This is a genomic window from Buttiauxella ferragutiae, assembly GCF_022637515.1.
Lineage (GTDB): Bacteria > Pseudomonadota > Gammaproteobacteria > Enterobacterales > Enterobacteriaceae > Buttiauxella > Buttiauxella ferragutiae.
This window is the reverse complement of the sequence record NZ_CP093332.1, coordinates 5,057,688-5,072,191: the sequence shown is the minus strand read 5'-3', so window position 1 is coordinate 5,072,191 and position 14,504 is coordinate 5,057,688. Positions and strand designations below refer to the sequence as shown.

Sequence of the window (14,504 nt, the reverse complement as noted above, 5' to 3'; positions counted from 1 at the left end):
AGGGAACTCGTGATGCCATTGCTGCTTTCTTCAGGTACGCCGCTAATCACTGCTGGAATAGAAAATATCCTCAATACATTTCTCTGGCGTGACCGTGGATTGAAAGCCGCGCGTCAGCGCTTAGTGGGTAAGGTGTTGCGTGTTGAACTCAAAGAGTTCTCATCGCCGATTGTGCTGGTCTTCAGCGAGCAACAACTTGATGTGTTAGCGCAGTGGGAAGGCGAAGCCGACTGTCTGGTGAAAACTGGGCTGAGCACATTACCGAAATTGCGTGACCGACAGCAGCTTACCGCGCTCATTCGCAGCGGTGAGCTGGAGGTGGAAGGCGATCTTCAGGTGGTCCAGAATTGGGTCGCGTTGATGGATCTGGCTGAGTTCGACCCTGCTGAATTATTAGCTCCGTATATCGGTGATATTGCTGCGGAAGGCATCAGCAAAGTGATTCGCGGTGGCGGTAAGTTGTTGAAAAAAGGATTTGCCCGTAACCAACAATACCTTTCAGAAGCCATTACTGAAGAGTGGAGAATGGCACCGGGGTCGTTGGAAGTCGCATGGTTTGCCGAGGAAACGGCAGCAGTCGAACGTAAGGTTGACGCACTCATTGCGCGACTGGACAAACTGGAGAACAAATGACGCCTGGAGAAATTCGTCGCCTCTATTTCATTATCCGTACTTTTCTCAGTTATGGTCTGGATGAGCTGATCCCATGCATTCGTATTACGCTGCCGTTACGCATCTGGCGGCGCATGCTTTTCTGGATGCCAAACCGCCATAAAGACAAACTTCTCGGCGAGCGTTTACGTCTGGCATTGCAGGAACTGGGGCCGGTATGGATCAAGTTTGGGCAGATGCTCTCTACCCGTCGTGACCTGTTCCCACCACAAATCGCTGACCAGCTCGCTATGTTGCAAGACCGTGTTGCACCTTTTGACGGGGCATTGGCTAAGAAACAAATCGAAGAGGCGATGGGGGGGATTCCCATTGAAACCTGGTTTGACGATTTCGACATAACACCGCTCGCATCGGCTTCTATCGCGCAAGTGCATACTGCTCGCCTGAAAGAGAATGGCCGAGATGTGGTCATCAAAGTGATTCGCCCGGACATCCTGCCAATCATTAAAGCGGATATGAAACTCATCTATCGCCTCGCACGCTGGGTACCGCGCTTGATGCCGGATGGCCGCCGTTTACGCCCGCTCGAAGTGGTACGCGAATATGAAAAAACCTTGATCGATGAGCTGAATCTGTTGCGTGAATCGGCAAACGCCATTCAGTTACGCCGCAATTTTGAAGACAGCCCGATGCTGTATGTGCCGGAAGTGTTCTCTGACTATTGCAGCCAGGACATGATGGTGATGGAGCGAATTTACGGTATTCCCGTTTCAGATATTGCGATGCTTCACAAGCAAGGCACCAACATGAAACTGTTAGCGGAACGCGGCGTGCAAGTGTTCTTCACCCAGGTTTTCCGCGACAGCTTCTTCCATGCGGATATGCACCCTGGAAATATTTTTGTCAGCTACGAGCATCCTGAAGATCCGCAATACATTGGTATCGACTGCGGCATTGTCGGCTCGCTCAATAAAGAAGACAAACGCTACCTGGCTGAAAACTTTATCGCTTTCTTTAACCGTGACTATCGCAAAGTTGCTGAACTGCACGTTGATTCAGGTTGGGTACCTCCAGAAACCAATGTTGAAGACTTCGAGTTTGCTATTCGCACCGTTTGCGAGCCTATTTTTGAAAAGCCATTAGCGGAAATTTCCTTTGGCCATGTGCTGCTGAACCTGTTCAATACGGCACGCCGCTTTAATATGGAAGTGCAACCACAGCTGGTTTTGCTACAAAAGACACTGCTTTACGTTGAAGGCCTGGGAAGGCAGCTTTATCCACAGCTGGATTTGTGGAAAACCGCCAAACCTTTCCTGGAAGACTGGATTAAAGATCAGGTTGGTATTCCGGCTCTTATTCGTACACTTAAAGAAAAAGCCCCGTTCTGGATAGAAAAAATGCCAGAACTTCCAGAACTGATGTACGACAGTTTGCGTCAGGGTAAACAATTGCAGCACAGTGTTGATAAAATAACGCGCGATTTGCAACGCAACCAGGTACGCCAGTCGCAGTCACGCTATCTGTTTGGTATTGGTGCGGTGTTGATGCTCAGTGGTACTTTGCTGTTGATTAATAAGCCAGAGTGGGAATTTATGCCCGCCTGGATAATGGCCGGTGGCATCGTGGCCTGGTTGATTGGCTGGCGGCGCTCATCCTGAGCTGTTTTTAATCGTTTTTAACGGACAACGTGCGGTACAATACAGACCGTAATCTATTCATCACAGTGATTTGAGGCAACATTATGGGTGGTATCAGTATTTGGCAATTGTTGATCATTGCTGTCATCGTGGTTCTGCTTTTCGGTACTAAGAAACTGGGTTCTATCGGCTCTGATTTGGGCGCATCCATCAAAGGCTTTAAAAAAGCCATGAGTGACGATGAAGACAAAGAGAAAGATAAATCTGCTCAGGATGCTGATTTCACAGCAAAAACACTGGCCGATAAGCAACCAGCTGATGTGAAAAAAGACGAAGCAAAGAGCAACGATAAAGAGCAGGTGTAAACCGTGTTCGATATTGGTTTCAGTGAGCTGCTACTGGTTTTTGTGATTGGCTTGATCGTACTCGGGCCACAGCGTTTGCCTGTGGCCGTTAAAACGGTCGTCGGTTGGGTCCGTGCTTTGCGTTCGCTGGCAGCAACTGTACAAAACGAACTGGTTCAGGAGTTGAAAATCCAGGAGCTACAAGACAGCCTGAAGAAGGTTGAAAAAGCGAGCATGGATAACCTCACTCCGGAACTAAAGGCATCAATGGATGAGCTGCGTCAGGCAGCAGAGTCGATGAAGCGCTCGTACACTCTCGGCCCTGAAAAGGCGAGTGACGAAGCTCACACCATCCATAACCCACTAGTGAAAGATGCCCAGGACAGCCATGATGGCGTGACTCCAGCTACTGCTGCGCATCAGGCCAGCGCGCCTGAGAAAGCGCCCGCTGTTGAAACTGAAGCAGTTGTTCCTGCATCAGCTGCAGCGGCAGCAGAGGTTTCTGAAGAGCTGATTCAACCTCAGATTAAACCTGTAGCAGAGCCCGTCAAAACTCCAGCGTCTTCCCCAACTTCGAGTGATAAACAGTAAACATGGCCGTTGAAGATACCCAACCGCTTATCAGCCATCTGATAGAGCTGCGCAAGCGACTGTTAAATAGCATTATCGCTGTGCTGGTGATTTTCCTGGCACTGGTTTACTTTGCCAATGACATCTATCAGATTGTCGCCTCACCGCTGATTAAGCAGATGCCTATTGGCTCAACGATGATTGCGACTGATGTGGCGTCACCGTTTTTCACCCCAATCAAACTGACGATTTATGTTTCGGTATTTTTGTCTGCACCGGTCATTCTTTATCAGATTTGGGCGTTTATCGCCCCTGCGCTCTATAAGCACGAGCGCAAGCTGGTTATGCCGTTACTGTTTTCCAGCTCAATGCTGTTTTATATCGGCATCGCTTTTGCTTATTTTGTGGTGTTCCCGCTCGCATTTGGTTTTCTGACAAAAACCGCCCCGATAGGTGTGGTGGTGTCGACTGACATCAGCAAGTACCTTGATTTTGTCATGACGCTATTTATGGCATTTGGCGTGGCTTTTGAAGTCCCCGTTGCCATTATTCTGTTGTGTTGGATGGGTGTAACAACGCCTGAAGCGCTTAAGAAAAAGCGTCCGTATATTCTGGTTGGTGCATTTGTTGTTGGCATGTTGTTAACGCCGCCTGATGTTTTCTCGCAAACGCTGCTGGCAATACCGATGTACTGCCTGTTTGAAGTTGGTGTATTTTTCTCTCGTTTCTACGTCGGTAAAGGGCGCAGAGGTGGAGAGGAAGACCCGGAAGATGCTCCAGAAGCAGAAGACGATCACTCTAAAAAAGAATCATAATTTCAGACCGCCCATTAGGGCGGTCGTCGTTTGGAAGACGCTATGTTTGATATCGGTGTAAATCTTACCAGCTCACAGTTTGCTAAAGACCACGCTGACGTTGTGGCTCGCGCACATCATGCCGGCGTGAGCGGCATGCTGCTTACCGGGACAAATATTCACGAAAGTCAGCAGGCATTGTTACTGGCACAACAGTATCAGGGCTGCTGGTCTACTGCGGGTGTTCATCCGCATGATGCCAGCCAATGGCAAGATGAAACTGCGGCTGTGATTTGCGAGCTTGCGGGTGCGCCGGAAGTGGTAGCTATTGGTGAGTGTGGCCTGGATTTCAACCGTAATTTCTCGACGCCAGCTGAACAAGAACGCGCTTTTACCGCACAACTGGCCCTTGCTGCAGACCTGATGATGCCGGTATTTTTACATTGTCGGGAAGCACACGAACGCTTTATTGCTCTGCTGGACCCGTGGCTGGATAAGTTACCGGGTGTGGTTTTGCACTGTTTTACCGGAACAGAAAATGAAGTTCGTGAATGCCTGGCCCGAGGCATTTTTATAGGTGTCACTGGCTGGGTATGCGATGAGCGCCGCGGCCTTGAATTACGTGAGCTGCTACCGGTAATCCCAGCACATCAACTGTTGCTGGAAACTGATGCCCCCTATTTGTTACCGCGGGATCTAAAACCAAAACCTGCTTCCCGCCGGAACGAACCCTGCTACTTGCCGCATATCCTGAACAAGGTAGCCGAATGGCGTCGAGAAGACCCCACCTGGCTTGCGCAAGTAACAGATGACAATGCCCGCCGTCTTTTCCGGCTGGCTTAAATCAGGAGAAAATTAATGAGCTATGCATTTCCCGGTACGTTTCCTGGCCGCCGTATGCGCCGCGTTCGTCGTCACGATTTCAGCCGCCGCCTGGTTGCAGAAAATCAGTTAACGGTTAACGACCTGATCTACCCTGTGTTCGTGATGGAAGGTCAAAACCGTCAGGAAGAAGTGTCGTCAATGCCGGGCGTTTACCGCATGACTATCGATTTGCTGCTCAAAGAAGCGGAGGCCGTTGCGAAGTTGGGTGTGCCGGTGCTGTCCCTGTTCCCGGTCATCGAGAGCGCAGGAAAGTCGCTGCATGCTGAAGAAGCTTATAACCCGAACGGCCTGGTTCAGCGTGCGGTTCGTGCACTGAAAGATGCCGTGCCAGAACTGGGTTTACTGACTGACGTTGCGCTTGATCCGTATACCACTCACGGCCAGGACGGCGTGATTGATGCAGACGGTTACGTTATCAACGACATTACTCGTGAGATTCTGGTACGTCAGGCGCTGTCTCATGCAGAAGCCGGAGCCGAAATCATCGCGCCAAGCGATATGATGGATGGGCGCATCGGCGCGATTCGCGATCAGCTTGAGCTGGATGGTTTAGTGAACACCCAAATCATGTCTTATGCAGCGAAGTACGCATCCTGTTATTACGGCCCGTTCCGCGACGCAATTGGCTCATCCGGCAACCTGAAAGGCGGCAATAAAAAGACCTATCAGATGGACCCGGCCAATAGCGATGAAGCATTGCAGGAAGTTGCGCAGGATTTGCAAGAAGGCGCGGATATGGTGATGGTGAAACCGGGTATGCCTTATCTGGATGTGGTTCGCCGCGTGAAAGATACTTTCGGCGTGCCGACATTTGCCTATCAGGTTTCTGGTGAGTATGCGATGCATATGGCGGCGATTCAAAACGGATGGCTGGCAGAAAAACCGGCCATTATGGAATCACTGTTGTGCTTTAAACGTGCCGGCGCAGATGGTGTGCTGACGTACTTCTCGAAGCGTGTCGCACAATGGCTGCACGACGAGCAAATGCAGCGCTAGGAACGGAATACAGACTAAGAGGCCAGCAATCGCTGGCCTTTTTTACGTCTTTTTGAAATCGGTATTCTTCACACTCTGCATCACTTGTTTATTCAACAAATTCAGCAGCAGCATAGAGCGGGCTTCACCGTCCGGTTCGCTGAAGATAGCTTCCAAACCTTCGAATGCCCCTTCAGTTATCACCACGCGATCGCCCTGATAAGGGGTGTCTGGGTCAGTCACGTTTTCTGGCTGATGATGGATAAGTTGTTCAATCACATCATTCGGTACAGTGGCTGGAAGGCTGCCGAAGCGGACGAAATGGCTGACGCCACGCGTTGAATGTATTGTCGTGGTGTGAATAGTCTCAGGATCAAAGCGGACAAACATATAATTTGGAAACAATGGTTCGTCGACCGCAGTGCGTTTTCCTCGCACGATCTTTTCAATTTTGATCATCGGGGTGAGGCAATTCACTTCCTGACGCTCAAGATGTTCTTGCGCCCGCAGTAATTGACCCCTTTTGCAGTACAAAAGATACCAGGATTCCATAATGTCTCTTTTTCCTAATCAGCCGCGGAAGAATAGCAAAAGGCTGGTATGAGAGATAGACAGCAGAAGTATAACCAATGACTGTTTGGTCATCAGGCAACCATCTACACCTTTTTAACAAAAATACAGCATGCGCTGCATGAAGCCCGTATAATGTCCGCCAAATCCTGACGATGATTAATGGCATGAAATACCACGACCTACGCGACTTTCTGGAACTACTTGAACAACGCGGCGAGCTAAAGCGTATCGCAATGCCTGTCGATCCGTACCTGGAAATGACTGAAATTGCCGATCGTACTTTGCGCGCTAATGGCCCGGCTCTGTTATTTGAGAATCCAAAAGGGTACGACATGCCGGTGCTGTGCAACCTGTTCGGCACTCCGAAACGCGTCGCGATGGGAATGGGGCAAGAAGATGTTTCTGCGCTGCGTGAAGTCGGGAAATTACTGGCCTTCCTGAAAGAACCCGAGCCACCGAAGGGTTTCCGCGATTTATTCGATAAACTTCCGCAGTTTAAACAAGTCCTGAATATGCCGACTAAGCGTCTGCGTAATGCCCCATGCCAGGAACAAATCTGGGAAGGGGATGAAGTCGACTTATCTCGTATTCCGATTATGCAGTGTTGGCCTGAAGATGCCGCGCCGCTGATTACCTGGGGTTTGACGGTAACGCGTGGTCCGCATAAAGAACGGCAGAATCTCGGGATTTATCGCCAACAACTGATTGGCAAAAATAAACTGATCATGCGTTGGCTTTCGCATCGCGGCGGCGCGCTGGATTTCCAGGAGTGGTGTGCTGAACATCCTGGTGAGCGGTTCCCGGTTTCTGTTGCACTGGGTGCTGATCCGGCAACCATTCTTGGCGCGGTCACTCCAGTGCCAGATACTTTGTCAGAATATGCTTTTGCTGGTTTGCTACGTGGTACAAAAACCGAAGTTGTTAAGTGTATTTCTAACGATCTTGAAGTGCCAGCTAGCGCTGAAATTGTGCTGGAAGGGTATATCGAGCCTGGCGAAATGGCACCTGAAGGGCCATATGGTGACCACACGGGCTACTACAATGAAGTAGATGACTTCCCTGTGTTTACCGTGACGCATATAACCCAGCGCCAGAATGCGATTTATCATTCAACGTACACCGGTCGCCCGCCAGATGAGCCTGCGGTTCTCGGCGTGGCATTGAATGAAGTGTTTGTGCCCATTCTGCAAAAGCAGTTCCCGGAAATTGTCGATTTCTACTTGCCGCCGGAGGGGTGTTCTTATCGCCTTGCGGTTGTCACTATCAAGAAGCAGTACGCTGGCCACGCGAAACGCGTGATGATGGGCGTCTGGTCTTTCTTGCGGCAGTTCATGTATACCAAGTTTGTCATTGTCTGCGATGACGATGTTAATGCGCGTGACTGGAACGATGTAATTTGGGCCATCACCACGCGGATGGACCCGGCACGTGATACCGTTCTGGTAGAAAACACGCCAATTGATTACCTGGATTTTGCCTCGCCGGTTTCCGGCCTTGGCTCAAAAATGGGATTGGATGCCACCAATAAATGGCCTGGGGAAACCCAGCGTGAGTGGGGGCGTCCTATTAAGAAAGATGCAGAAGTATGTGCGCGTATTGATGCTATCTGGGATGAACTGGCTATTTTCGACGACAGTAAAAACGCCTGATCGGCGGGTTTTACCGTTTTGCATTATTGACCCGACAGAGGGGAAGCATGACAACCTTAAGCTGTAAAGTGACCTCGGTAGAAGCGATAACTGACACGGTGTATCGCGTTCGATTACTGCCGGAAGCGAAATTCTCCTTTCAGGCCGGGCAGTATTTGATGGTGGTGATGGATGAGCGCGATAAACGCCCGTTCTCCATGGCATCCACGCCGAGCGACCAGGAGTTTATCGAACTGCACATTGGCGCATCAGATATCAATCTGTACGCCATGGCGGTGATGGATCGCATTCTGAAAGAGAAAGAAATCGTTGTTGATATTCCACACGGCGATGCCTGGCTGCGTGAAGATGAAGATCGCCCGTTGATTCTGATTGCTGGCGGGACCGGCTTCTCTTATGTGCGTTCTATTTTGCTGACGGCGCTGGCGCGTAACCCGCAGCGTGAAATCGCCATTTACTGGGGCGGCCGTGAAGATAAACATCTTTATGATCTGTCTGAGTTAGAAGCGCTGTCCGTGGTTCACCCGAATCTGCGTGTTGAAGCGGTGGTTGAGCAACCGGAAACAGGCTGGCGTGGGCGTACTGGCACTGTGTTAACCGCGGTGATGCAGGATTACGGAACGCTTGCCGGGCACGACATCTATATTGCCGGACGTTTTGAAATGGCGAAAATTGCCCGTGACCTGTTCTGCAATGAACGTAGTGCGCAGGCCGACCGCATGTTTGGCGACGCGTTTTCGTTTATCTAATGCAATAAAAAACCCGCCCCTGACAGGCGGGAAAAACGGCAACTAAACTTTTTTCTGCGTCCTTGGTGTTGTAACTTTGTTGGCTGCATTCGCTCACCCGAATCACTTACTTTAGTAAGCTCATCGGGATTCGCTCATTTGCCGCCGCGTTACAACATCAATGACTTTGAAAATTGGATCAATTCCTTAAACGCGTTCAATAACTGTGGCAATCCCCTGACCCAATCCGATGCACATGGTGGCGAGGCCAAACTGCGCATCGCGACGTTCCATCAAATTGAGCAGCGTGGTGCTGATTCGTGTACCGGAACAACCCAGCGGGTGACCCAGTGCAATCGCACCGCCATTCAGGTTAATCTTCTCGTCGATCTTATCCATCAGCCCCAGATCTTTAATACATGGCAGGATCTGTGCGGCGAAGGCTTCGTTCATCTCAAACAGGTCTATGTCGGCGGCAGTCAGGCCCGCTTTTTTCAACGCCAGTTGTGATGCCGGAACTGGGCCGTAACCCATAATGGATGGATCGCAGCCAACGACTGCCATAGAGCGAACATAAGCGCGGATCTTCAGGCCCAGCTCTTTGGCGCGTGACTCGCTCATCAGCAACATCGCTGAGGCACCATCGGAAAGCGCGGAAGAACTGCCTGCTGTAACGGTGCCATTGACCGGATCAAACGCAGGTTTCAATGCCGCCAGACCTTCAACTGTAGTTTCCGGGCGAATCACTTCATCGTAATCAAAACGTTTGAGCACACCGTCTGCGTCATGGCCGCTGGTTGCCAGAATTTCATTTTTGAAATGACCCGCTTCGGTTGCAGCCCAGGCTCGCTGGTGTGAACGTGCAGAAAACTGATCCTGCATTTCACGGCTGATACCATGCATACGAGACAGCATTTCGGCGGTTAAGCCCATCATGCCAGCTGCTTTTGCAACGTTGCGGCTCAGGCCTGGATGGAAATCAACACCATGGCTCATCGGCACGTGGCCCATATGTTCCACGCCGCCTACCAGACAAGCATGCGCATCACCGGTCTGAATCATACGAGCAGCATCGTGCAGCGCTTGCATCGAAGAACCACACAGGCGGTTCACTGTAACCGCCGGTACTGAATGTGGGATTTCTGCCAGTAGCGAGGCGTTACGAGCAATATTAAAACCTTGCTCCAGCGTCTGCTGCACACAGCCCCAATAAATGTCATCCAGTGCAGCGGCTTCTAAAGCCGGGTTGCGTGACAAAATGCCACGCATCAGATGGGCAGAAAGATCTTCCGCACGCAGATTACGAAACGCACCGCCTTTTGAACGGCCCATCGGGGTGCGGATGGCATCAACAATTACAACCTTTTCCATAATCACTCCTCAGGCACTTTTCAGGTCACTGGCTGGGCGCGCTGGCTCAACGGGTGGATAGTACGGCTCGTTACGGGACGCTTTAGTACGCAGACCGTCCGGCACCTGGTAAAGCGGGCCAAGATGTTCGTACTGTTGCGCCATATCGAGATATTTCGCGCTGCCGATGGTGTCTAACCAACGGAATGCGCCGCCGTGGAACGGAGGGAATCCCAGGCCGTAAACCAGTGCCATATCTGCTTCTGCCGGGCTGGCGATAATGCCTTCTTCCAGGCAGCGCACGACTTCGTTGACCATTGGGATCATCATGCGAGCGATGATCTCTTCGTCGCTAAAGTTTTGGCGCGGTTTGCTGACATCAGCCAACAAGCTATCGGTGGCTTCGTCTTGTTCTTTACGCGGTTTGCCTTTGCTGTCTTGTTTGTAGCGATAGAAACCCTGCTGGGTTTTCTGGCCATAACGGCCTGCGTCAAACATGGCGTCGACCGCATCGCGATAATCTTTCTGCATACGCTGTGGGAAACCGGCAGCCATAACAGCCTGCGCGTGGTGCGCGGTATCAATACCGACTACATCCAGCAGGTATGCCGGGCCCATCGGCCAGCCGAACTGCTTTTCCATTACTTTGTCGATCTGGCGGAAATCGGCACCGTCGCGCATCAGCTGGCTAAAGCCGGCAAAGTACGGGAACAGCACACGGTTGACGAAGAAGCCAGGGCAGTCGTTCACTACGATTGGCGTTTTGCCCATTTTGCTGGCCCACGCAACAACCTTCGCGATAGTTTGCTCAGAGGTTTTCTCGCCGCGAATCACTTCCACTAACGGCATGCGGTGCACAGGGTTAAAGAAGTGCATGCCGCAGAAGTTTTCCGGGCGCTTCAGGCTGTTTGCCAGTTCGCCAATTGGAATGGTGGAGGTGTTCGACGCCAAAACGGTATCCGCACGAACTTTATCTTCCACTTCTGCCAGAACGGCTTTCTTCACTTTCGGGTTTTCTACCACTGCTTCAACTACCACATCGACACGCTCAAAACCGGCGTAATCGAGTGTTGGATGAATGGTGGCAATCACACCCGCCAGTTTCATGCCGTCAATTTTGCCGCGTTCCAGCTGTTTGTTCAGCAGCTTGCTGGCTTCGTTAATACCCAGCTCCAGCGACTTCTCGTTAATGTCCTTCATTAATACCGGTACGCCTTTCCAGGCAGACTGGTAAGCAATGCCGCCGCCCATGATCCCGGCACCAAGAACGGCTGCCTGTTTCGGGGTTTCGGTATTTTTGGTCAGCTTCTTCGCCTGACCTTTTATGTATTGGTCGTTAAGGAAAATCCCGACCAGCGCACGGGCCTCATTGGAACGCGCCAACGGCACGAAACTTTGAGTCTCCAGTTGTAATGCTTCGTCACGGCCCATTCTTGCCGCGGCTTCGATGGTTTTGACTGCCGTCATCGGGGCAGGGTAGTGCTTGCCCGCAATCTGCATCACCATGCTTTTAGCAATGGTGAAGCTCATGGTGGCTTCGATTTTGCTCAGCTTCAGCGGCTGCAGTTTTGGCGCGCGTTTGGCTTTCCAGTCCAGATCGCCATTAATCGCCTGGCGTAATACCGCCAGTGCGCCGTCGCGCAGTTTCTCAGTTTTAACGATGCCGTCGACTAAGCCGAGCTTTTGCGCTTCAACCGCGCCGACATCTTTACCGGCGGTGATAATTTCCAGCGCGCTATCAGCACCCAGCAAACGAGGTAAACGTACAGATCCACCGAAACCAGGCATGATGCCGAGTTTGGTTTCTGGCAGGCCAATACGGGTATCTGGTGTTGCCAGGCGATAATCGGTTGCCAGTACACATTCACAACCGCCGCCAAGGGCGTAACCATTCACTGCTGCAATGGTCGGAACCGGCAAGTCCTCCAGACGATTGAAGACGCTGTTGGCAAATTGCAGCCAATGAGTCAGTTGCTCCGCAGGAACCAGGAACAGCGACAGAAATTCAGTAATATCCGCACCAACGATAAACGCGGCTTTGTTGGAACTGAGCAGCAGGCCTTTCAGACCAGGCTGCTTTTCCAGTACATCCAGCGCGTGGCCCAGGCTTGCTACGGTCGCGGTGTCGAGTTTGTTCACTGAACCGGGGGCATCGAATACCAATTCTGCGATGCCATCTTCCAGCCAGTCGAGATGTAAGGTTTCACCTTGGTAGAGCATGTCAGTCTCCTGAATCCAGCAATGGAATCTGGTCGTACCAGATGAAGGTGAGTGTGGAATTGATGTTAATGAAATGCAAATAACTCTTTAAATATTTGCAAAGATGATCACAGCCGCTGGAAATAAGTTCGCTCTGTTTACGGTGTGCTAAGATGCGTGGCGTTCAGTTTATAAAAAACCAGAAGGGTAAATCATGGATTCACTGGCCTCACTTTATAAAGATCATGTGGCAACTTTGCAGGAGCGCACCCGCAATGTTCTGGCGCGCTTCAATCTTGACGCGCTGTTGATTCACTCGGGCGAGCTAGTCAACGTCTTCCTCGATGATCATCCATATCCGTTCAAAGTTAACCCACAATTCAAAGCCTGGGTTCCGGTGACACAAGTGCCAAACTGCTGGCTGCTGGTGGATGGTGTTAACAAACCGAAGCTGTGGTTCTATCTGCCGGTTGATTACTGGCACAACGTTGAGCCGCTGCCAGAATCCTTCTGGACTGACGAAATTGAAGTGATTGCGCTGCCGAAAGCTGATGGCATTGGCAGCCAGTTGCCTGCCGCGCGTGGCAATATCGGTTATATCGGGCCGGTTCCAGAGCGTGCCGTACAGCTTGAAATCCAGGGCGCTAACATCAACCCGAAAGGGGTGATTGATTACCTGCATTATCATCGTGCTTATAAAACTGATTATGAGCTGGCATGTATGCGTGAAGCGCAGAAAACCGCAGTGGTTGGTCATCAGGCGGCTCACGAAGCGTTCCTGTCTGGAATGAGCGAATTTGACATTAATCTCGCGTATCTGACCGCAACCGGACATCGCGATACCGATGTGCCTTATGGCAACATTGTTGCGCTCAACGAGCACGCAGCAGTTCTTCATTACACCAAACTTGAGAACCGCGCACCTGCCGAAATGCGCAGTTTCCTGTTGGATGCTGGCGCGGAATATAACGGTTATGCGGCTGATTTAACGCGTACCTGGTCGGCAAAAAGCGATAACGATTATGCACAACTGGTTAAAGACGTTAACAGCGAGCAACTAGCGCTGATTGATACCCTGAAAGCAGGTGTGCGCTACACCGATTACCACATCCAGTTCCATCAACGTATCGCGAAGCTGCTGAGCCGCCATAAATTGGTTACCGGGATTAGCGAAGAAGCGATGGTTGAAACCGGCATCACTGGGCCATTTATGCCACATGGTCTGGGCCACCCGCTGGGTTTGCAGGTGCATGATGTTGCAGGCTTTATGCAGGATGATTCCGGTACACACCTTGCTGCACCTTCTCAGTATCCGTATCTGCGTTGCACGCGTATTCTTGAACCGCGTATGGTTCTGACCATTGAACCGGGCATTTACTTCATTGAATCTTTGCTCGCACCGTGGCGCGAAGGCCAGTACAGCAAGCACTTTGACTGGCAGCGCATTGAGGCAATGAAACCTTTCGGTGGCGTTCGCATTGAAGACAACGTGATTGTTCATGAAAATAGTATTGAAAACATGACGCGCGATCTGAAACTGGCGTAATGGATAGTTGGCTGATTCCCGCTGAAACCGTTGCGTTCAGTGAGGAAATCAAGAAAAGCCGCTTTATTACTCTGGTCGCTCATACGACTGGCGTAATTGCGGCGAAAGCATTTCTTGAAAAAGTACGTTCAGAGCACCCGACGGCCCGGCATCATTGCTGGGCCTGGGTGGCTGGTGCGCCAGATGACTCGCAGCAGTTAGGCTTTTCTGATGATGGTGAGCCTGCTGGCACAGCCGGTAAGCCGATGCTTGCCCAGCTTATGGGAAGTGGTATTGGTGAAATTACCGCAGTCGTCGTACGTTATTCTGGCGGCATCAAACTAGGTACTGGCGGCCTGGTGAAAGCCTATGGCGGCGGGGTGCAGGCAGCGTTAAATCAATTGCCTACCGTGCTCAAAACTCCGTTAACCGAATATACTTTGCAATGTGAGTACGCGCAGCTTGCCGGAATCGAGGCGTTGCTTAAACAGTGTGACGGCGTTGTGGTGCAAAGTGATTTTCAGGCGTCTGTTTTATTACTTATCGCGTTACCACACGCGAAACTTGCTGACTTTTCAGTCAGACTTGCTGATTTTAGCCGCGGTGCATTGCATTTATTGCCGGCTGAACAATAATCCCCACTCGTATTTTATTGATAGTTAA

The 14,504-nt window shown here is 51.1% G+C and carries 14 protein-coding genes; 11 read left to right on the top strand and 3 right to left on the bottom strand.

Annotated features, from left to right (window positions below):
* Window positions 1-12 precede the first annotated feature (12 nt).
* From ubiJ to hemB, 7 genes are all read left to right on the top strand, one after another.
* Window positions 13-633 carry a ubiquinone biosynthesis protein UbiJ gene (gene ubiJ / locus MNO13_RS23310; protein ID WP_064541462.1) on the top strand — a complete coding sequence of 207 codons (621 nt, stop codon included), beginning with the start codon at window positions 13-15 and terminating at the stop codon, window positions 631-633.
* On the top strand, window positions 630-2,270 hold the full coding sequence (ubiB, locus tag MNO13_RS23305) for a ubiquinone biosynthesis regulatory protein kinase UbiB (protein WP_241939358.1): 1,641 nt from the start codon (window positions 630-632) through the stop codon (window positions 2,268-2,270). Before ubiJ ends, ubiB begins: the two co-directional genes overlap by 4 nt.
* An 83-nt stretch (window positions 2,271-2,353) precedes the next feature.
* Window positions 2,354-2,614: a Sec-independent protein translocase subunit TatA gene (tatA, locus tag MNO13_RS23300; protein WP_064541456.1), complete on the top strand. Its 261-nt coding sequence runs from the start codon at window positions 2,354-2,356 to the stop codon at window positions 2,612-2,614.
* Between the two features lie 3 nt (window positions 2,615-2,617).
* The gene (tatB, locus tag MNO13_RS23295; RefSeq protein ID WP_241939357.1) at window positions 2,618-3,184 is read left to right on the top strand and encodes a Sec-independent protein translocase protein TatB; all 567 of its coding nucleotides are present in this window, start codon (window positions 2,618-2,620) and stop codon (window positions 3,182-3,184) included.
* A 2-nt stretch (window positions 3,185-3,186) separates the two neighbouring features.
* Entirely contained in the window at window positions 3,187-3,978 is a 792-nt protein-coding gene (gene tatC, locus MNO13_RS23290; RefSeq protein WP_064541450.1) for a Sec-independent protein translocase subunit TatC, read from the top strand.
* Window positions 3,979-4,020: 42 nt separating this feature from the next.
* Window positions 4,021-4,800 (top strand): 3'-5' ssDNA/RNA exonuclease TatD, encoded by a 780-nt coding sequence (tatD, locus tag MNO13_RS23285; protein ID WP_121814562.1) that lies wholly within the window; start codon window positions 4,021-4,023, stop codon window positions 4,798-4,800.
* Window positions 4,801-4,815: 15 nt separating this feature from the next.
* Window positions 4,816-5,838 carry a porphobilinogen synthase gene (gene hemB / locus MNO13_RS23280; protein ID WP_121814561.1) on the top strand — a complete coding sequence of 341 codons (1,023 nt, stop codon included), beginning with the start codon at window positions 4,816-4,818 and terminating at the stop codon, window positions 5,836-5,838.
* Between the two features lie 42 nt (window positions 5,839-5,880).
* Here hemB and rfaH read toward each other — a convergent pair whose 3' ends face one another.
* Window positions 5,881-6,369 carry a transcription/translation regulatory transformer protein RfaH gene (rfaH, locus tag MNO13_RS23275; RefSeq protein ID WP_064541440.1) on the bottom strand — a complete coding sequence of 163 codons (489 nt, stop codon included), beginning with the start codon at window positions 6,367-6,369 and terminating at the stop codon, window positions 5,881-5,883.
* 176 nt (window positions 6,370-6,545) lie between these two features.
* Between rfaH and ubiD the strand changes: the two genes are divergently transcribed.
* Both ubiD and fre read left to right on the top strand, forming a co-directional pair.
* Window positions 6,546-8,039, top strand: coding sequence for a 4-hydroxy-3-polyprenylbenzoate decarboxylase (gene ubiD / locus MNO13_RS23270; RefSeq protein ID WP_133523153.1), 1,494 nt, complete (start codon window positions 6,546-6,548; stop codon window positions 8,037-8,039).
* A gap of 47 nt (window positions 8,040-8,086) precedes the next feature.
* Window positions 8,087-8,788 (top strand): NAD(P)H-flavin reductase, encoded by a 702-nt coding sequence (fre, locus tag MNO13_RS23265; RefSeq protein WP_121814560.1) that lies wholly within the window; start codon window positions 8,087-8,089, stop codon window positions 8,786-8,788.
* Window positions 8,789-8,974: 186 nt separating this feature from the next.
* Here the strand turns inward: fre and fadA are convergent, their stop codons facing one another.
* Both fadA and fadB read right to left on the bottom strand, forming a co-directional pair.
* A complete protein-coding gene (gene fadA, locus MNO13_RS23260; protein WP_121814559.1) occupies window positions 8,975-10,138 on the bottom strand; it encodes an acetyl-CoA C-acyltransferase FadA in 1,164 nt (387 codons plus the stop codon).
* Window positions 10,139-10,147: 9 nt separating this feature from the next.
* The gene (gene fadB / locus MNO13_RS23255) at window positions 10,148-12,337 is read right to left on the bottom strand and encodes a fatty acid oxidation complex subunit alpha FadB (protein WP_064541431.1); all 2,190 of its coding nucleotides are present in this window, start codon (window positions 12,335-12,337) and stop codon (window positions 10,148-10,150) included.
* A 193-nt stretch (window positions 12,338-12,530) separates the two neighbouring features.
* Between fadB and pepQ the strand changes: the two genes are divergently transcribed.
* A complete protein-coding gene (gene pepQ / locus MNO13_RS23250; protein ID WP_064541428.1) occupies window positions 12,531-13,862 on the top strand; it encodes a Xaa-Pro dipeptidase in 1,332 nt (443 codons plus the stop codon).
* Window positions 13,862-14,476, top strand: coding sequence for an IMPACT family protein (locus MNO13_RS23245; protein WP_064541425.1), 615 nt, complete (start codon window positions 13,862-13,864; stop codon window positions 14,474-14,476). Before pepQ ends, MNO13_RS23245 begins: the two co-directional genes overlap by 1 nt.
* Window positions 14,477-14,504: the final 28 nt, after the last annotated feature.

Coding starts and splice junctions, on each gene's coding strand:
- fadA (WP_121814559.1), bottom strand. CDS start 10,138: ATGGAAAAGGTTGTAATTGTTGATGCCATCCGCACCCCGATGGGCCGT.
- ubiB (WP_241939358.1), top strand. CDS start 630: ATGACGCCTGGAGAAATTCGTCGCCTCTATTTCATTATCCGTACTTTT.
- fre (WP_121814560.1), top strand. CDS start 8,087: ATGACAACCTTAAGCTGTAAAGTGACCTCGGTAGAAGCGATAACTGAC.
- rfaH (WP_064541440.1), bottom strand. CDS start 6,369: ATGGAATCCTGGTATCTTTTGTACTGCAAAAGGGGTCAATTACTGCGG.
- pepQ (WP_064541428.1), top strand. CDS start 12,531: ATGGATTCACTGGCCTCACTTTATAAAGATCATGTGGCAACTTTGCAG.
- tatD (WP_121814562.1), top strand. CDS start 4,021: ATGTTTGATATCGGTGTAAATCTTACCAGCTCACAGTTTGCTAAAGAC.
- fadB (WP_064541431.1), bottom strand. CDS start 12,337: ATGCTCTACCAAGGTGAAACCTTACATCTCGACTGGCTGGAAGATGGC.
- ubiJ (WP_064541462.1), top strand. CDS start 13: ATGCCATTGCTGCTTTCTTCAGGTACGCCGCTAATCACTGCTGGAATA.
- hemB (WP_121814561.1), top strand. CDS start 4,816: ATGAGCTATGCATTTCCCGGTACGTTTCCTGGCCGCCGTATGCGCCGC.
- MNO13_RS23245 (WP_064541425.1), top strand. CDS start 13,862: ATGGATAGTTGGCTGATTCCCGCTGAAACCGTTGCGTTCAGTGAGGAA.
- tatC (WP_064541450.1), top strand. CDS start 3,187: ATGGCCGTTGAAGATACCCAACCGCTTATCAGCCATCTGATAGAGCTG.
- tatA (WP_064541456.1), top strand. CDS start 2,354: ATGGGTGGTATCAGTATTTGGCAATTGTTGATCATTGCTGTCATCGTG.